Origin of the sequence: Brevibacillus formosus, assembly GCF_003013405.1 — a bacterium.
Classification (GTDB): domain Bacteria; phylum Bacillota; class Bacilli; order Brevibacillales; family Brevibacillaceae; genus Brevibacillus; species Brevibacillus formosus.
Genome location: NZ_PXZL01000033.1, coordinates 1 through 15,551 on the forward strand (window position 1 = coordinate 1; position 15,551 = coordinate 15,551).

The 15,551-nt window shown below is 50.8% G+C and carries 12 protein-coding genes; 10 read left to right on the top strand and 2 right to left on the bottom strand.

The genetic code is table 11. The features are described from left to right. The first annotated feature begins 367 nt into the window (after nucleotides 1–367). From dpaL to C7R91_RS24795, 10 genes are all read left to right on the top strand, one after another. Complete coding sequence (gene dpaL, locus C7R91_RS24750) at nucleotides 368–1,606, top strand: diaminopropionate ammonia-lyase (RefSeq protein ID WP_047071800.1); 1,239 nt, start codon at nucleotides 368–370, stop codon at nucleotides 1,604–1,606. Continuing rightward, nucleotides 1,603–2,763, top strand: a complete 1,161-nt coding sequence (locus tag C7R91_RS24755; RefSeq protein ID WP_047071801.1) for an ArgE/DapE family deacylase — start codon at nucleotides 1,603–1,605, stop codon at nucleotides 2,761–2,763. Before dpaL ends, C7R91_RS24755 begins: the two co-directional genes overlap by 4 nt. 73 nt (nucleotides 2,764–2,836) lie before the next feature. Continuing rightward, nucleotides 2,837–4,618 (top strand): sigma-54-dependent Fis family transcriptional regulator, encoded by a 1,782-nt coding sequence (locus C7R91_RS24760; protein WP_047071803.1) that lies wholly within the window; start codon nucleotides 2,837–2,839, stop codon nucleotides 4,616–4,618. A gap of 99 nt (nucleotides 4,619–4,717) precedes the next feature. Then, a complete protein-coding gene (gene lepB, locus C7R91_RS24765) occupies nucleotides 4,718–5,275 on the top strand; it encodes a signal peptidase I (protein ID WP_047071804.1) in 558 nt (185 codons plus the stop codon). Nucleotides 5,276–5,386: 111 nt separating this feature from the next. Then, the gene (locus C7R91_RS24770; protein WP_047071806.1) at nucleotides 5,387–5,602 is read left to right on the top strand and encodes a hypothetical protein; all 216 of its coding nucleotides are present in this window, start codon (nucleotides 5,387–5,389) and stop codon (nucleotides 5,600–5,602) included. A 95-nt stretch (nucleotides 5,603–5,697) separates the two neighbouring features. Beyond that, nucleotides 5,698–7,194 (top strand): helix-turn-helix domain-containing protein, encoded by a 1,497-nt coding sequence (locus tag C7R91_RS24775; protein ID WP_047071808.1) that lies wholly within the window; start codon nucleotides 5,698–5,700, stop codon nucleotides 7,192–7,194. 163 nt (nucleotides 7,195–7,357) lie between these two features. Next, a complete protein-coding gene (hutU, locus tag C7R91_RS24780; RefSeq protein ID WP_047071810.1) occupies nucleotides 7,358–9,028 on the top strand; it encodes a urocanate hydratase in 1,671 nt (556 codons plus the stop codon). Nucleotides 9,029–9,033: 5 nt separating this feature from the next. Continuing rightward, on the top strand, nucleotides 9,034–10,308 hold the full coding sequence (gene hutI, locus C7R91_RS24785) for an imidazolonepropionase (protein WP_047071812.1): 1,275 nt from the start codon (nucleotides 9,034–9,036) through the stop codon (nucleotides 10,306–10,308). A gap of 72 nt (nucleotides 10,309–10,380) precedes the next feature. After that, entirely contained in the window at nucleotides 10,381–11,721 is a 1,341-nt protein-coding gene (locus C7R91_RS24790) for a YjiH family protein (RefSeq protein ID WP_047071814.1), read from the top strand. A gap of 72 nt (nucleotides 11,722–11,793) precedes the next feature. Next, complete coding sequence (locus tag C7R91_RS24795) at nucleotides 11,794–12,432, top strand: pyridoxamine 5'-phosphate oxidase family protein (RefSeq protein ID WP_047071816.1); 639 nt, start codon at nucleotides 11,794–11,796, stop codon at nucleotides 12,430–12,432. A 54-nt stretch (nucleotides 12,433–12,486) separates the two neighbouring features. On the opposite strand, the gene C7R91_RS24800 is transcribed toward C7R91_RS24795, so the two are convergent. Beyond that, nucleotides 12,487–13,923, bottom strand: a complete 1,437-nt coding sequence (locus C7R91_RS24800; RefSeq protein WP_047071818.1) for an eCIS core domain-containing protein — start codon at nucleotides 13,921–13,923, stop codon at nucleotides 12,487–12,489. 2 nt (nucleotides 13,924–13,925) lie between these two features. Beyond that, nucleotides 13,926–15,533 (bottom strand): MORN repeat-containing protein, encoded by a 1,608-nt coding sequence (locus tag C7R91_RS24805; protein ID WP_047071820.1) that lies wholly within the window; start codon nucleotides 15,531–15,533, stop codon nucleotides 13,926–13,928. Between the last annotated feature and the right edge of the window lie 18 nt (nucleotides 15,534–15,551).

The window sequence follows — 15,551 nt, forward strand, 5'->3', positions numbered from 1 at the left end:
AAATAAGCGAAGATCTTTGGGGCACCTACCGAGGCTCCATGGAAAAAGAGAAACACGCCTTTAAGCGTCCACCTCTGAAAAGCATCCCTGAACCTCTACTTTGGACGCGGTTTCGCTTTTTCCATGGAGCCGTGCAGTGAATCCCCCTAGCAGGTGACCCAAGAAGCTGGAGCGTTTTCTCCTGTTTCCTCCCACCACAGCAGCCGGAATAACGAGTCTCAAAAACATACTTAAAGTATCAAATTGATATAAATAAGTCTCATTATGATACGATCATCCACCGAAATAATAAGCCACCTATGCCTCAACCGTTGGCACGATCCTTGCTTAATCAATTAGGATGAAACCACCTAAGGAGGAAGCATCAATGGATAAACGACCACCAATTTACGTTGTGAAAAATAAGAGAAAAAATAGCGAGAGTTCTCGCATTCCTACCTATTTGACCGCAAACGAAACTCGTTTTGCCAAAGCTTTTCACCAATCTCTTGCAAACTACGAGCCGACTCCCCTTGTTGCATTGCCTGCCCTGGCACATGAGCTGGGAGTAAGACAGGTACTTGTAAAAGATGAGTCCAAACGATTTGGGCTCAATGCCTTCAAGGTTCTGGGAGCTTCTTACGCGATGGCGCGTTTTTTGTGCGAGAAGCTGGGGAAATCGACAGAAGAGATGACCTTTGAAGCACTGTGCTCCCTAGAAATGAGAGAGAAAATCGGAGAAGTCACCTTCGTCACTGCGACAGATGGCAATCACGGACGGGCAGTTGCATGGGCTGCGAAGGCGCTCGGACAGCATGCTGTTGTATACTTGCCCAAAGGCTCCGCCCAACAACGGGTAGATGCGATACGCGAGGCGGGCGCACAAGCCCACGTCATCAACGGAAACTACGATGAAGCCGTGCGTCTTTCTGAACAAATGGCCAAAGAACGTGGCTGGCAAGTGATTCAAGATACGGCATGGGAAGACTATACGACCATTCCCATGTGGATCATGCAGGGCTATACGACGATGGCAGCAGAGGCCATGGAACAACTCTCAGCCCTCACCGACGCCCAACAGCCGACGCATCTATTCTTGCAGGCAGGTGTCGGTTCCATGGCCGCCGCAGTCTTGGGACATTTCGTAGCGGCGTCAGCAAACAAAGACCTAACAACCGTGATCGTCGAGCCGCATAGCGCCAACTGCATGGTTCTCTCAGCAGAAAAGAACGACGGGCAGCCACATGCAGCTACGGGAGAGCTAGGAACCATCATGGCAGGTCTGGCATGTGGCGAGCCGAATCCGATGGCATGGGAGATCTTGCAGGAGCATGCAGACTTCTTCGCCAGCTGTGCCGATTACGTGGCGGCAAACGGCATGCGTATAATTGCGGCACCGACCGGAGACGACCCTACCATTGTGAGCGGGGAAAGTGGAGCAGTTGGAGTAGGGCTGCTCGCTGCCTTGATGGGCAAGCCAATGTATCATCAACAGCGTGAGCAGCTCGGCTTGAATGAAAATTCCGTTGTTCTGTGCTTTAGTACGGAAGGTGACACGGATCGGGATATATACAGACGCATCGTCTGGGAAGGCGCATGCCGAGAAGAGGAGGAAATGACAAAATGAACGTGACGATCAATCGAGACGAACTGATTTCATTGGTGCAGGATTTCATTCGCATTGATTCGGTGAACCCGTACCTGGATGAGGATGGCCCGGGCGAAAAAGCGATCGCCGCTTTTATTCGAGAGCGTTTGGAGGCGGCAGGACTGGAGGTCCATGTCACGCCTATTAACGACACAGCGGTCAATGTCGTCGGGATCCTACGGGGAACAGGCGGTGGCCAATCCTTAATGTTGAACGGACATATGGATACCGTGAGTGCAAAGCGCATGGAGATTCCGCCGTTTGAGCCCACCGTTGTGGACAACAAAATTTACGGCAGAGGCAGTCAGGACATGAAGGGCAGTCTGGGGGCCATGATCGCCGCAGTTGAGGCAATCGCACAGGCAAAGGTTCCGTTGGCAGGAGATGTCATTTTGACTTTTGTTGCTGACGAGGAGTATAAAAGCATCGGCACGGAGGAGTTGTTAAAGGCATACAAAGCAGACGCGGCGATATGCTGTGAGCCTTCCGATCTGGCGATTGGCGTCGTTCACAGAGGATTTGCCTGGGTCAAATGCGAGGTGCTGGGCAAGGCAGCTCACGGCAGTCGTCCAGCGGAAGGGATTGATGCAATCGTTCGGGCGGGCAGGGTCCTGCAAGAGCTGGAGCGTCTCTCGGATAGGTTGGCTCAAGGTCCCGCTCATCCGATTCTCGGTGCCGCATCTGTTCATGCTTCGCTCATTCAAGGCGGAACGGAGCTGTCCACCTATCCAGACTATTGCCGCATCGACTGGGAGAGAAGGACGTTGCCGGGTGAGACAGAAGCAGATGTTGCAAGTGAAATAGAAGAATTACTACAGAAGCTGCGCGCTGAAGATGAGTCGTTCCAAGCAAGCGCCGAGCTGACATTTTTGCGGGAGCCATTTGAAGTCGGGCTGGATGAACCTGTTTATATAGCCCTTCAGGCCGCATGTAAGAGCGTGATGGGAAAAATACCCGAAGTATGCGGATTCTCGGGATGGACGGATGCGGCATTATTGCAGGAAGCGGGAATTCCTACCGTCTTGTTTGGACCAGTGGGTGCCGGTCTGCATGCGGCAGTCGAATATGTAGAGGTGGATAGCTTGGTAGACATGAGTGCTATCTTAGTGGAGACGATTTGCGATTTTTGTAGGTAAAAAATGCATAAGACCTGGCTTCTCCTATGATGCGCTATAATGGAGGCAAGAGATTGACGGGAGGGGAAGCCAGATGCCCTTGCGAGAAATTCAAGAAAGTGTGCAGCAGATTGCTTCGGCAGTTGCATCCGTTCTGCGCGTAGAGGTAGAGATCGCGGACAGTCAGTTTTTGCGGATCGCAGGGACCGGGAAGACTGAGGCTGGCGTTTTGCGGACGATGGCAGGAGAGGACCATATATACCGGGAGTCGTTGCTCGCGGGGCATCCTGTTGTGATTATGCATCCAGGGCAGGATGAGCGGTGTCGTCCCTGTATGCATTATGGGAATTGTGTGGAGACGGGAGAGATTTGTTGCCCGATTCAATTAGACAATGAAAATATAGGTGTGATCGGCCTGCTCGCTTTCGATGAGGAGCAGCGCGAACGGTTGTTTGCGGATGTGGATGCGATATTGACCTATTTGCAAAAAATGGCCGAGCTGATCGCCATTAAGCTAAAAGAGCACTACTTGTACGTCGAGCAGCAGCATACGGTAGAAAAGCTGCGTGTCGTCATGGATGAAATGGACAAAGCCATGTTTCTCGTCGATCAAGACAACCGGATCATTCAGGCGAACCAGCGTGCCCGTCAATATTTGCGGCTCGATCACGACGACAGTCAAACGGCAGAATGGATAGATGCCATTCGCCGTGCAGATGCCGCGCAGTCTGCGCCAAAGCAGGTCGTTCTGTCGATCGGGCAGGAAGACAAGACATTTTTGTTTGCCATCAAGCCCATTCTACTGGAAGGAACGGTCAAAGAATGGGTGATTACGCTTGATGACGTACAGGAAGTCGTACAAATCGCAAGGCAGGTGAGTGGATACTCAGAGCCCGACCCTTTTCGGATGATTGGCGGAAACAGTCCTGCGATTGTACAAGCGAAGGAAGTGGCAAGACGTGTAGCAGCCAGTGATTCGACTGTCCTGCTCCAAGGTGAAAGCGGTACTGGCAAGGAGCTTTTTGCCAAAGCCATTCATCAGGCAAGCCCGCGCCGTGACGAGCCGTTCCTTTCGATTAATTGCGCGGCAATCCCTGAGCATTTGATGGAAAGCGAGTTGTTCGGTTACGAGGAAGGCTCATTCACAGGAGCACGAAAAGGTGGAAAACCAGGCTTGTTTGAGGTCGCAGGAAAAGGCACGCTGTTTCTCGATGAAATCGGGGATATGCCCATGCCTTTGCAGAGCAAGCTGCTGCGCGTGTTGCAAGAAAAGGAATTGTATCGAATTGGAGGCAATGGCAAGCCCATACGCTTAGCGGCAAGAATCATTGCAGCTACCCATCTGGATTTGCAGGAGCGGGTAGACGCGGGGTTGTTTCGGTTGGACCTGTACTATCGTTTGCATGTGATTCCCATCCACTTGCCCTCGCTGCGAGAACGTAGAGAGGATATACTGCCGTTGGCGAACGATATCCTTTTGGCGCATGCGAATCGGGTGGGGAAGAGGCTGCACGGCTTTTCCCAAGAGACGCAAAACGTTTTGTTTCATCACGGCTGGAGAGGTAATGTCCGAGAGCTGGAAAATGTAATCGAGTACGCGGTCAATATGGAAGCAACCTCTTGGGTGCAGCCTTCGAGCTTGCCCATTCGAACGGGAATGCTGCGTGAATCTTCCTCGCATTCCGTAAAAGAACACCAAGGGTCATTCGACTGGCAAAAGCAAGGACTTACGCTAAAAGAGCTGGAACGGGCAGCAATCGATACCGTGATGCAGCAAATCCGCGATAGAAACGGACGAAAAGAAGAAGCGGCTGCCCTTTTAGGAATAAGTCGTGCAACGCTGTTTCGGAAACTGCGCGAGTACGGTCTCACCTGATCCGACTTCTGGCTGATTTTTTGGGATTGAGCGGATAATGTGGTATGATGGTTTGGATACAGGAAGAGAGATGGTAAAAGGAAGGAGTGCCAAAAGGAAATGAAAGAAGTTTTGGGATGGATTCGATCGATAACCTTTGCTGTCGTATTCGCTCTTGTCCTCGGAATCTTTGTATTTCAACCGTTCAAGGTTGATGGGCATTCCATGGACCCTACCTTACAAGACGAACAGCGCATATATGTATCTAAACTATCACACACGTTTTCTTATTTGCCAGATTACGGAGATATTGTCGTGATCGACAGTCGGGTAGAGCGAGACCGTACATTGATGGACGATATCATGGGGCATCCCTTGGTGTCGCTGGTCACAGGTCAAGGCGATGATCACACGATGTATGTCAAGCGGGTCATTGGAAGACCAGGCGACGTACTGGAGTTCAAAGACAACAAGGTGTACCGAAACGGTGAGGCATTGAACGAACCATACATCAAAGAAACGATGGAATATGTAGCAGACGGAAAGATCACGGTTCCAGCCGATCATGTTTTTGTCATGGGAGATAACCGGAATCACAGCACAGATTCCCGCGATATTGGTTTTATTCCCCTGGATCATGTGATGGGAACCATGATCGAAAATCCTCTCAATATGTAAAACGTGAAGGAGAAAAGGTTGTCCATTTATGGGCGACCTTTTTTTGATGAAACAAAACTCTTCTGTCCACGTCTTAAGGGTAATGATTAAGAGGGGGAAGAGGTGTAGTCCTTGAAAAAACAGTTTATCTTCACCAAGCTTTTATGGATAGGGATGCTTGCTTGTGCAACTACTGTAAGTGCACACTCTTCAAGTAACTCAAATGCGGGGTTCCACCATCATTTCATCCCGAACGCAAAACCAACCGACTGGCAAGACGCCAATATCATGCCACTTCCAGGTCCCGATGAGTGGAAGACCCATGTAAGTCTTTTGAAGACGGACTGATAGCAGTCAATATGGTAAACTAATACCAGCCCCATTCTCTTTAGGCTGGTATTTCTTTTGCTAGTTAATTAGGTAATGGTCGAGGAGGACGGCTTATGCCCAGCATTTTGATAGCGGATCGGGACCAGAACGAACGAATCGGGATCGGATGGCTCGTCAGCAGCTATGCCATTCCGTATGACAAGGTGCATAGTGCCGGGACCATGGAAGACGTTTTCGAAATGATGGAAGCGCATTCACCGGAAGTACTCTGTATTGAACTGGACATGATCGGGCGCGGGCAGTGGGACCGGTTGAAGCTTCTGGTGGACCAGTATCGTCCGACCGTTGTGGTGACCACCTCAGAGGCCACGTTCGAGCGTGCGATGCAGGGGATTGGACTTTTTGCACGCGATCTATGGTTGAAGCCACAGACACCGGAATACATCAGGAGAATCCTGACGAGATGCTGCCAGGAGCGCTTGGATCGGAAGCGAATGAACGAAGAGAAGGGAACAGGTTCGGACAATGACAGGGATGTCTCGTATCTTGACCTGTTTTTCCCCGGGCACGTACAAGCCAAGTCTTATTCGCTCATGCTGGCTCAACTGGAAGATCCAAAGAGGCATCCGGAACTGCTGCGCTTTTTTGAGGAATATCCGTTTCGCGACAAGCCAGACCTTTTGCCGCTAGGGGACGCAATTGTGGGGGTATTTCCAGCGGATGCTGCGGTCTCGCCTTCTACGTTCAACCAAATGGGCAAGCGTTTGCTGATGGACTGGGAAGCAAGCAATGATGCACCGCTTTTTTTGGTCATGTATGATGCAAGCAACCATGAGCAGAGCTTGAACGAAACGTATGCGGAAGCGAGCCAAGCCCTGCAAGTCCGCTTTTTCAAAGGATATCGGCAAGTGACGGTGATGGACAATCGCGTGAATTGGACGATGATTGACCCATTTCTGACGCCCGCCGAACAGCGCACGTGGGTAGAAATGCTGGATGAAGGCAATCGGGAAGAGCTGAAGAAGTGGCTGTATACACACTTCTTTTTCAAGGAAGAGCCTTATCCAGAGCCGGGACTGTTGCGTATTCGGCTGACGAGTATTTTGGCCCAAGTCAGGCGCTACATGATATCACGTGGTCTTGACGCTCTACCTTTGGAAGAGGAGTATCACCGGGTTTTCGAAACGATTCTTTACTCGCCGATCTTGTATCGGATCGTAGTGGAATTGCTGCTGTTCATCAATCAGCTTCTTGATGCTGCCCACCATCCCATTGACGAGTCCCGTGTCGATGTCGTGGAACAGGCGATTCGCTATATAGAAGGACGTTATACTGATCCGGCACTGCGCCTGGAGGAAGTCGCACGCTATATCGACCGCAGCCCTTCCTATTTCAGTACGCTACTCGCGCAAAAGCAAGGAAGCTCTTTTCGTCAAATACTCACTTCGTTGCGGGTAAAAGAAGCACGCCGATTGCTTCTTGAGACATCCTTGTCTGTCCAAGAGGTGGCAGAGCGATGTGGATTCATTAACGCCAATTATTTCAGTAAAATTTTTAAGGAAAAAACAGGGACAACTCCACGTTTGTTACGAAATCAGAAGAAAAGATAGAAATCGAAAAAAAAGACAGATTTTTTTGTCAAACCATGAATGCGTTTGCAAGTGAATCGAAAATAGAGGCACCAAATCGAAAGCGCGGTGCCTTTTTTGTCTTTCCGTGCTTTTTTACAATGGAGGTAAGAAGTATATCCTTTTAGAAAAGCAGGTGGAAATGATGACGACGACACAATCCGTTGAACAATTGATCCAAGCCTTTTCAGGTACCCAATTACATACAAAGGGATGGGTACAGGAAGCTGCGCTGCGCATGCTTTTGAACAACCTCAATCCTGATGTAGCTGAGCGTACAGAGGACCTGGTCGTATACGGCGGAATTGGCAAGGCGGCACGGAACTGGGAATGCTTCGATGCGATTGTCAAAACATTGCAAACGTTAGAGAGCGATGAAACACTCCTCATCCAGTCTGGGAAGCCAGTTGCTGTATTCAAATCGCATACAGATGCGCCGCGTGTTCTGCTGGCAAACTCGAATCTGGTGCCTGCCTGGGCGAATTGGGAGCATTTCCACGAGCTGGACAAAAAGGGATTGATGATGTACGGACAAATGACAGCGGGAAGCTGGATTTACATTGGCAGCCAGGGCATCGTACAAGGGACGTACGAGACGTTTGCAGAGCTGGCACGCCAGCATTTTGAAGGCACGCTGACCGGAACGATTACCGTCACAGCGGGCTTGGGCGGCATGGGTGGTGCGCAACCGTTGGCCGTATCGCTCAATGGCGGTGTGAGCATCAATATCGAGGTGGACTCGACCCGTATTCAACGCAGACTGGACACGAAATACTTGGATGTGATGACAGAGAGTCTGGATGAAGCGATCCGTTTGGCGGAAGAAGCGAAACGCGACAAAAAAGGCATTTCCATCGGTCTGTTGGGCAATGCACCCGAAGTGCTGAATGCCATGCTGGCTCGCCATTTTATCCCGGATGTGCTGACGGACCAGACCTCCTCGCATGATCCACTCAACGGCTACATTCCCATCGGCATGTCGCTGGAGGAAGCAGCCGAACTGCGGACACGCGATCCGAAAGCGTACGAATCTCGCGCAAAAGCAAGCATCGCTGAGCACGTTCGCGCCATGCTCGCCATGCAGGAGAAAGGAGCAGTCACTTTCGACTATGGCAACAACATCAGGCAGGTGGCAAAAAACGAGGGTGTGGAGGACGCGTTCCGTTTCCCTGGCTTCGTGCCAGCTTACATCCGTCCGCAATTTTGCGAGGGCAAGGGGCCGTTCCGCTGGGTGGCACTGTCCGGCGATCCTGAGGATATTTACAAGACAGACGAGGTTATTCTACGCGAGTTTTCCTATAACACGCATCTGTGCAACTGGATTCGCATGGCACAGGAGCGCATTCAGTTCCAGGGACTGCCTTCCCGCATTTGCTGGTTAGGCTATGGCGAGCGTGCGCGTTTTGGTCAAATCATCAATGAGATGGTGGCGCGCGGTGAGCTGTCGGCCCCTATCGTCATTGGACGTGACCATCTGGACTCCGGTTCTGTCGCTTCGCCAAACCGTGAGACGGAAGCGATGAAGGATGGCAGCGACGCGGTTGCGGACTGGCCGATTCTCAACGCCATGATCAATGCGGTTGGCGGAGCGAGCTGGGTATCTGTGCACCACGGAGGCGGAGTTGGCATGGGCTACTCTCTCCACGCCGGAATGGTCATCGTGGCAGACGGAACACCAGAAGCAGCACGTCGTCTGGAGCGCGTCCTCACGACCGATCCAGGCATGGGTATCGTCCGACATGTGGATGCAGGATACGCCCTCGCGATTCAAACAGCCAAGGAAAAAGGCGTCAACATTCCGATGATGAAGGAGTAAGAGCCATGACAAAACCTGTATGGATTCGCCACGCCAGTCAGCTCGCCACGCTGGCTGGCGGCTCCTCTTCCCCAGTAGTTGGAGCGCAAATGAACGAGCTGTCGATCATCGAGGACGGAAGCATCTGGCTGGAGGACGGCGTTATCCAGCGTGTGGGAACAGATGAAGAGCTGGCGCTTTACTATCGAGACCGTGCGAATGAGGCGCAAATCATCGATGCTTCGGGCAAGCTGGTCACGCCAGGGCTGATCGATCCGCACACACATCTGGTGCACGCGGGCAGTCGGCAAAACGAGTTTAACATGAGGCTAAATGGTGCGACCTATATGGAGATTATGAACAATGGCGGCGGAATTCACTCGACAACCGCAGCGACCCGCGCAGCTACCCACGAAGAGCTGTTTGTCCAGAGCAAGCAGCGTCTTGACCAGTTTCTGTTGCATGGGGTCACAACCGTCGAGGCGAAAAGCGGCTACGGCCTGACATTGGAGGATGAGCTGAAGCAGCTGGAGGTCGCCAAGCAGTTGCATGAGGCACATCCCATCGACATCGTCAGCACTTTTATGGGTGCACATGCGGTGCCGCGTGAATACAAGGAAAATCCGGATGCGTTTGTAGACGTGGTCATCGAGGAAATGATCCCAGAGGTCGCTCGACGCAAACTGGCTGTTTTTAACGATGTGTTTTGCGAAAGAGGTGTGTTCACCCCTGAGCAGTCCAGACGCATTCTTGAAGCAGGGGTCCGTCATGGGTTGCTGCCGAAGATTCATGCGGACGAAATCGAACCGTATGAAGGGGCAGAGCTGGCAGCTTCGGTTGGAGCGGTATCTGCGGATCATTTGCTGCGCGCCTCTGACAAGGGAATTGAACAGATGGCAGAAGCGGGTGTCATCGCTGTGTTACTGCCCGGTACGGCGTTTTTCTTGATGGCAGAGTCAGCAAATGGCAGGAAAATGATTGATCGTGGCGTGGCTGTCGCGATTTCAACGGATTGCAATCCGGGCTCGTCTCCAACGGTTTCGCTCCCGCTCATCATGAATCTGGGTTGCCTGAAAATGGGGATGACGCCAGCCGAGGTATTGACGGCAGCTACGATCAATGCCGCTCACGCAATCCGCTGCGCACATGAAGTCGGCAGCCTTGAGATTGGGAAAAAAGCAGATGTCACGATTTTTGACGTTCCTGATTTCATGACCTTGCAATATCGGTATGGGATCAATCACGTAAACACGGTCATCAAAAACGGAACAATAGTCGTTGCTGAGGGCAGACTGGCGTAATACAAGAGAGAGCAAAAGAAAAACGGATAGTAGTGGAGGAGACCGGCTTGTCTTTGAAATGGGGGGACATGTATGGGCAAAATTTCGAACAGCAATCTTGCACCTCATCCTGGTCAGCAAGCCGTATCCGCCACACATGCTTGGAAGTTTTTTGTTTTTAGCCTCATTGGCATTTTCGTCTTTTTTATTCCTGTTACCGTTAATGACACAAGCTCAATTATGCTCGATCACATCGTGACATGGGTTCGGCAAATCATGCCGGGTGCAATACCGATATATGCCTTGCTTGTGATTGTGCTTGGGGCCATTTATCCGTTTGTGACGGGCAGTTGGAAGCAGAGCAAAGTGAATCTTGTCTTTTCTGCGCTAAAGGTCCTGGGTGTGCCTATCGCTCTGTTGATCTACTTTCAGGCGGGTCCTGCATGGCTGCTGGACAAGAATATGGGGCCATTCCTCTTCGAAAAGCTCGTGATTCCCGTAGGCATGGTGGTCCCGATCGGCTCCGTTTTCTTGGCGTTGCTGGTCGGCTACGGTCTTTTGGAATTTATCGGGGTACTGGTGCAGCCGATCATGCGCCCGATTTGGAAAACACCTGGCCGCTCTGCGGTAGATGCAGTGGCTTCCTTTGTGGGAAGCTATTCGATTGGTCTTTTAATCACGAACCGGGTATTCAAAGAAGGCAAATATACGATTAAAGAAGCAGCCATTATTGCAACAGGCTTTTCCACCGTATCTGCGACATTTATGATCGTGATCGCGAAAACATTGGATTTGATGAATTACTGGAACCTTTACTTCTGGGTGTCACTCGTGGTGACGTTTCTCGTAACTGCCGTGACGGTGCGTATTTGGCCGCTGTCCAGCATGAGCGATGCGTATTACGAAGACAAAGCAGATCCGGAGAAAGTGATCAAGGAAAAACGGTTACGTCAGGCGTGGGCAGAGGCAATGGAAGCGGCGGGAAAGGCGCTGCCCTTGACGCGGAACATTTGGGAGAACTTGCGGGATGGTTTCATCATGACCATGAGTATTCTCCCGTCCATCATGTCAGTCGGTTTGCTCGGGTTGGTGCTGGCTGAATTTACTCCTTTGTTTGACTGGCTGGGCTACTTGTTTTATCCGATTACATGGCTTTTGCAAATTCCAGAACCGTTACTGGCTGCAAAAGCGTCAGCGATCGAAATTGCCGAGATGTTTTTGCCCGCGCTTCTTGTGGTAAAAGCACCTCTGGTCACCAAGTTTGTCATTGCAGTTGTCTCAGTCTCTTCCATCCTGTTCTTTTCCGCGACGATTCCTTGCATTTTGTCTACCGAGATTCCGATTAGTATTCCAAAGCTTCTGGTGATTTGGGTAGAGCGTACGATCTTAACGCTGCTGCTGGTTACCCCGCTAGCTTTCCTGCTTCTGCCATAATCATGAAAGGCGAATGGACAAATATGGTATGATGGTGGCAGGTTTGAACAACAGAGGAAAGAGGGGCTAGTCATGTCAGGATTCGGAATTTTCCGTGATGTTATTACGTCAGAGCAGCAACTGCGCGAAATGGTCGGAGAACCAAGTCGTCTCGTACAGAACAAGGCGATAACCCAGCTGGATGACCATAGCCGCAATTACATTGCCCAATCGCCATTTCTCATCATTGCCACAGCAGACAAAGATGGCCATTGCGATGCTTCGCCACGCGGAGATGCACCTGGCTTTGTGCATATCATCGATGATCACCATCTCGTCATCCCTGAGCGCCCAGGAAACAAGCGGATGGACTCCATCACGAACATTTTGGTCAACCCGCATATTGGGCTTATCTTTTTGATTCCCACACTGGAAGAGACGTTCCGCGTGAATGGCAAGGCTTGCATTATTCGCGATGAAGAAATACTCGCGAAGATGGCGGTAAACGGCAAGGCGCCAACGCTCGGGATCGGCGTAAAGGTAGAGGAGTGCTTCGTCCACTGTGCGAAGGCATTTATGCGCTCTGGTCTATGGAAGCCGGAGTCATGGCCGGCAGAGGGGACGACTCCTAATGTCGCGCAAATGCTGGCGGATCATGTGAAGCTTCCGGGTGTGACGGCAAAAGAAGTGGCAGAGGGCTTGCAAGACAGCTATACGAATCGATTGTACTAAGCATAGGAAAAACGGCAGTTCTCCCAGTTTGCTGTGGAGCCTGCCGTTTTCGGTTTATTCAGGGATAGGGTCATCTACCAGCCACCCAGTATTGGAGCTGCCACAGTAATAGCATTCGACTGTATAAGAGGGCAAGTTCGAATAGCGTATATGTTCCGGGATTAAGAAGGTCGGGTCAGCGGTTCCGGTCCCACCGGTTGGGGTTCCTTTTGTAATGCCCCTGAAAATGACCTTGATATCATAAGCTGGCAGATTGGTCATATTGCTCAATCTGGCAGTCAGTCTGGTTTTTAGATCAACCAGCGGGGCGCTTGCTCTATTTTCAGTAGCTGTGTACGGCCAAGGGTTTTCAGGATGATACTTTTGAATGACAATGACATACTCTTTATATCGATTCATATCCCGCCGCTTGTCTAATTGACCGATCGCTTCATGAATGCGGGAGCCAATTTGTAAATCATCATGAGAGCTGATTGTCTTGATCTCCATAGCAACACGTTTTTCCTCGTATAAAACGGTTGAATCCTCCTCATCCTCCAGCATGCGGTCTTCCTCAGGCGTGTCGTTGTGCTGCTCCTCCAAATAGGTGTAATCGATGTCAGGATCGGTGTCCTTATCCTTGCCGAAAAAGGGCGTGATATGTTCTCCGAATAGACGCTGTGCCTCCTCCAGCTCTGTATAGTTCCCCCCGGTAACCGAGAAAATATCAGAAATTTTGGCGTGCAGACTGATACCGTAACGTATTTTGTCAAAGTAGTTTTCTATGTCGTCCACTTGCTCAAAAAGCTCATTTACCGTTACTTCATCCAGGTTATTTGTTTTTTCCACATGTTTGTCCCACATTCTACGCGCATCTTTTACATCTTCATCCCAAGTGCCTTGAATGATCGGGGATGGTACGGAACTACCAGTATCCGCCGTATCTCTACCATCCGTCATGGTACCTGCTGCTGCCAGTGACCCATAGCGATCCGCTTCCGCTTCGAGAGCAGGATCGTCATTGATCGGCAGGCTGGCATCCGGAACGTTCGCTTTTACCCGTCCTTGTCTTTGCTGGACCACATGTGTCAGCTCATGGCCGAGCAACTGCTGACCGCTTTGCGTCTCTGGCTGATACGTACCCGGAGCAAAGTGAATGTCATTCCCTTGGGCGAAGGCAACAGCCCCGATTTGGGAGGCGACAGACGATTCTGGATGAATCTGTACGTCTGAAAAATCAGTGTGGAAAGCCTTCTCCATTTTTGCTTGGACGGAATCGGGGAGTGAACGACCGCTGCCGGAATAGAGATTCTCCGATTTTTGCAAGGGAGTCCTCGATAACATGCGCTGGACAGCCTGATTGCCAAGAGTCTTTTGCAGAGAAAGGATGTGGGAAGAGTGACTCGCCTTTCTTTGGACCTTATTTGGTTGGAGCATAGGCCTGGAAGCAGATGCTTTCGTTTTTTCATGGTCTGCATCCATAGACGGCTTGCTAGATTCATAGCGTCGCATGATTACACCCCCTCTGCTTTTGACACGTCCAATTGAACGGGTTCCGTTTGCTGTGCTTGATAGAAATAGAGATACAGATACGGATCGACCAAATAGCTCGTAATAGCGCCAGTACGGTTAGAGTAGGTGGAGGATGTCTTGGGCAAAATGGCAGATTTGCTGTCGAGCTCGTTCCGATCTTCTTTGACGATCGAGATGACCTGCGGGTGATATACGTGAACGGCAGTAACAATCTGCTTGCTAGGATGTCCTGGTGCTGGTTCAAGTGTAAAAGCTATGTTCATTTCACGATACGCAAGTTTTTGCGGCGATAAGGTGGTATCCTTCGGTGTGTCATCTTCGGGCTTGCCCATAATTTCTTCCAGCTTGCTCCTGGAGATGCCGATGAATCCAGGCAAATAAATACGCCCTTCGCGGAAGTACCCCTTGTACAACGGCAAGCCTTCCTTGTCGTAGAGTACCCCTATGCCGTCGTAGGCACCTGCCCGAAATTGCCCTTGATACAACAGAGCGTCTTCAGCAGAACGAAGCTCTCCCGTTCCGTGATAATGCCCTTCGGCAAAGCCGCCTTTATACAGCGTTACGCCACTTGCATCTTTCAGCTCGCCCTGCCCGTGATACACACCCAGCAAAAAATCACCTTGATAAACGATGCTGCCACTGGTGGAGAATTTGGTTCCGGCTCCATTGAAGTGCCCATTGCGAAAATGACCTTCATACACGAGCTTGCCATCCCGATCAAAAAGACTCCCGGCCCCGTTGTATCTGCCGTCCACAAATTGCCCTTTATATTGCACGAGCCCGTTTTCGTAGTAATCAGTACCTTCGCCGCCGTAGAAGCCATTGTCAAAAAGTCCGTCATAGAGCAGCTTTCCATCCTTCGTAAAAAGTCGGCCAGACCCGTTGTACACGCCGTTTTTAAAAGCGCCTTCGTATTTGATTGCGCCATTTGTGTACAATTCCTGACCGGCTCCATCCAGCTTCCCATTTTTGAATTCTCCCTGAAAAACGACTTGCTGGTTGTTGTACAACGCTCCCTGACCGGCGTACACGCCATTTTCAAATCCACCTTGATAGATGAGAACGCCTTTTTGGTATCCTTTGCCGAAGCCTTGCGGAGTGCCGCTTTTGAACTCGCCGCTGTATAGAAGCTTCCCATAGTTGTCATAGAGCTCGCCTTTTCCGTCATACAGACCATCCACGAGCTGGCCAGAATAGATCATCGTGTCTTCCGGGTTGTAGATGATTGCAAGACCCGTGTCGGAAATCTGTTGATTGGGAGTTTTTAGATGAATGACGATGGGACGTTGCAAAAAGCGGTTAAGCGCATCGGGAGGATTGATGAAAAGGAAGTAGGCCAGGACAAGGAGGAATAGTCCTGTCAAAATGAGAAAGCGTTTGGCGATGTAAAAACGGCCGATATGTACGTAATCGTTGAGTGAAGTCTCTTTTTTGGTGAACAGTCCGGCAATGCCGTTCTTGATCCAATCGAGGGCTTGCTTGGGGAGGGCGGCTCCTTTTTTTATCCAATCTTGCCCCCATTTTTTGAGCGGGTGGGTAAGCGGGTCGATAATCGTTTGTTCCGTTAGCTTTTGGAGTTGTTTGTCCATATCGTGACCTCCCTACTT

Bases quoted from the DNA above. Each gene is read 5' to 3' on its own strand.
- dpaL (WP_047071800.1), top strand. From the start codon at position 368: ATGGATAAACGACCACCAATTTACGTTGTGAAAAATAAGAGAAAAAAT.
- C7R91_RS24755 (WP_047071801.1), top strand. From the start codon at position 1,603: ATGAACGTGACGATCAATCGAGACGAACTGATTTCATTGGTGCAGGAT.
- C7R91_RS24760 (WP_047071803.1), top strand. From the start codon at position 2,837: ATGCCCTTGCGAGAAATTCAAGAAAGTGTGCAGCAGATTGCTTCGGCA.
- lepB (WP_047071804.1), top strand. From the start codon at position 4,718: ATGAAAGAAGTTTTGGGATGGATTCGATCGATAACCTTTGCTGTCGTA.
- C7R91_RS24775 (WP_047071808.1), top strand. From the start codon at position 5,698: ATGCCCAGCATTTTGATAGCGGATCGGGACCAGAACGAACGAATCGGG.
- hutU (WP_047071810.1), top strand. From the start codon at position 7,358: ATGACGACGACACAATCCGTTGAACAATTGATCCAAGCCTTTTCAGGT.
- hutI (WP_047071812.1), top strand. From the start codon at position 9,034: ATGACAAAACCTGTATGGATTCGCCACGCCAGTCAGCTCGCCACGCTG.
- C7R91_RS24790 (WP_047071814.1), top strand. From the start codon at position 10,381: ATGGGCAAAATTTCGAACAGCAATCTTGCACCTCATCCTGGTCAGCAA.
- C7R91_RS24795 (WP_047071816.1), top strand. From the start codon at position 11,794: ATGTCAGGATTCGGAATTTTCCGTGATGTTATTACGTCAGAGCAGCAA.
- C7R91_RS24800 (WP_047071818.1), bottom strand. From the start codon at position 13,923: ATGCGACGCTATGAATCTAGCAAGCCGTCTATGGATGCAGACCATGAA.
- C7R91_RS24805 (WP_047071820.1), bottom strand. From the start codon at position 15,533: ATGGACAAACAACTCCAAAAGCTAACGGAACAAACGATTATCGACCCG.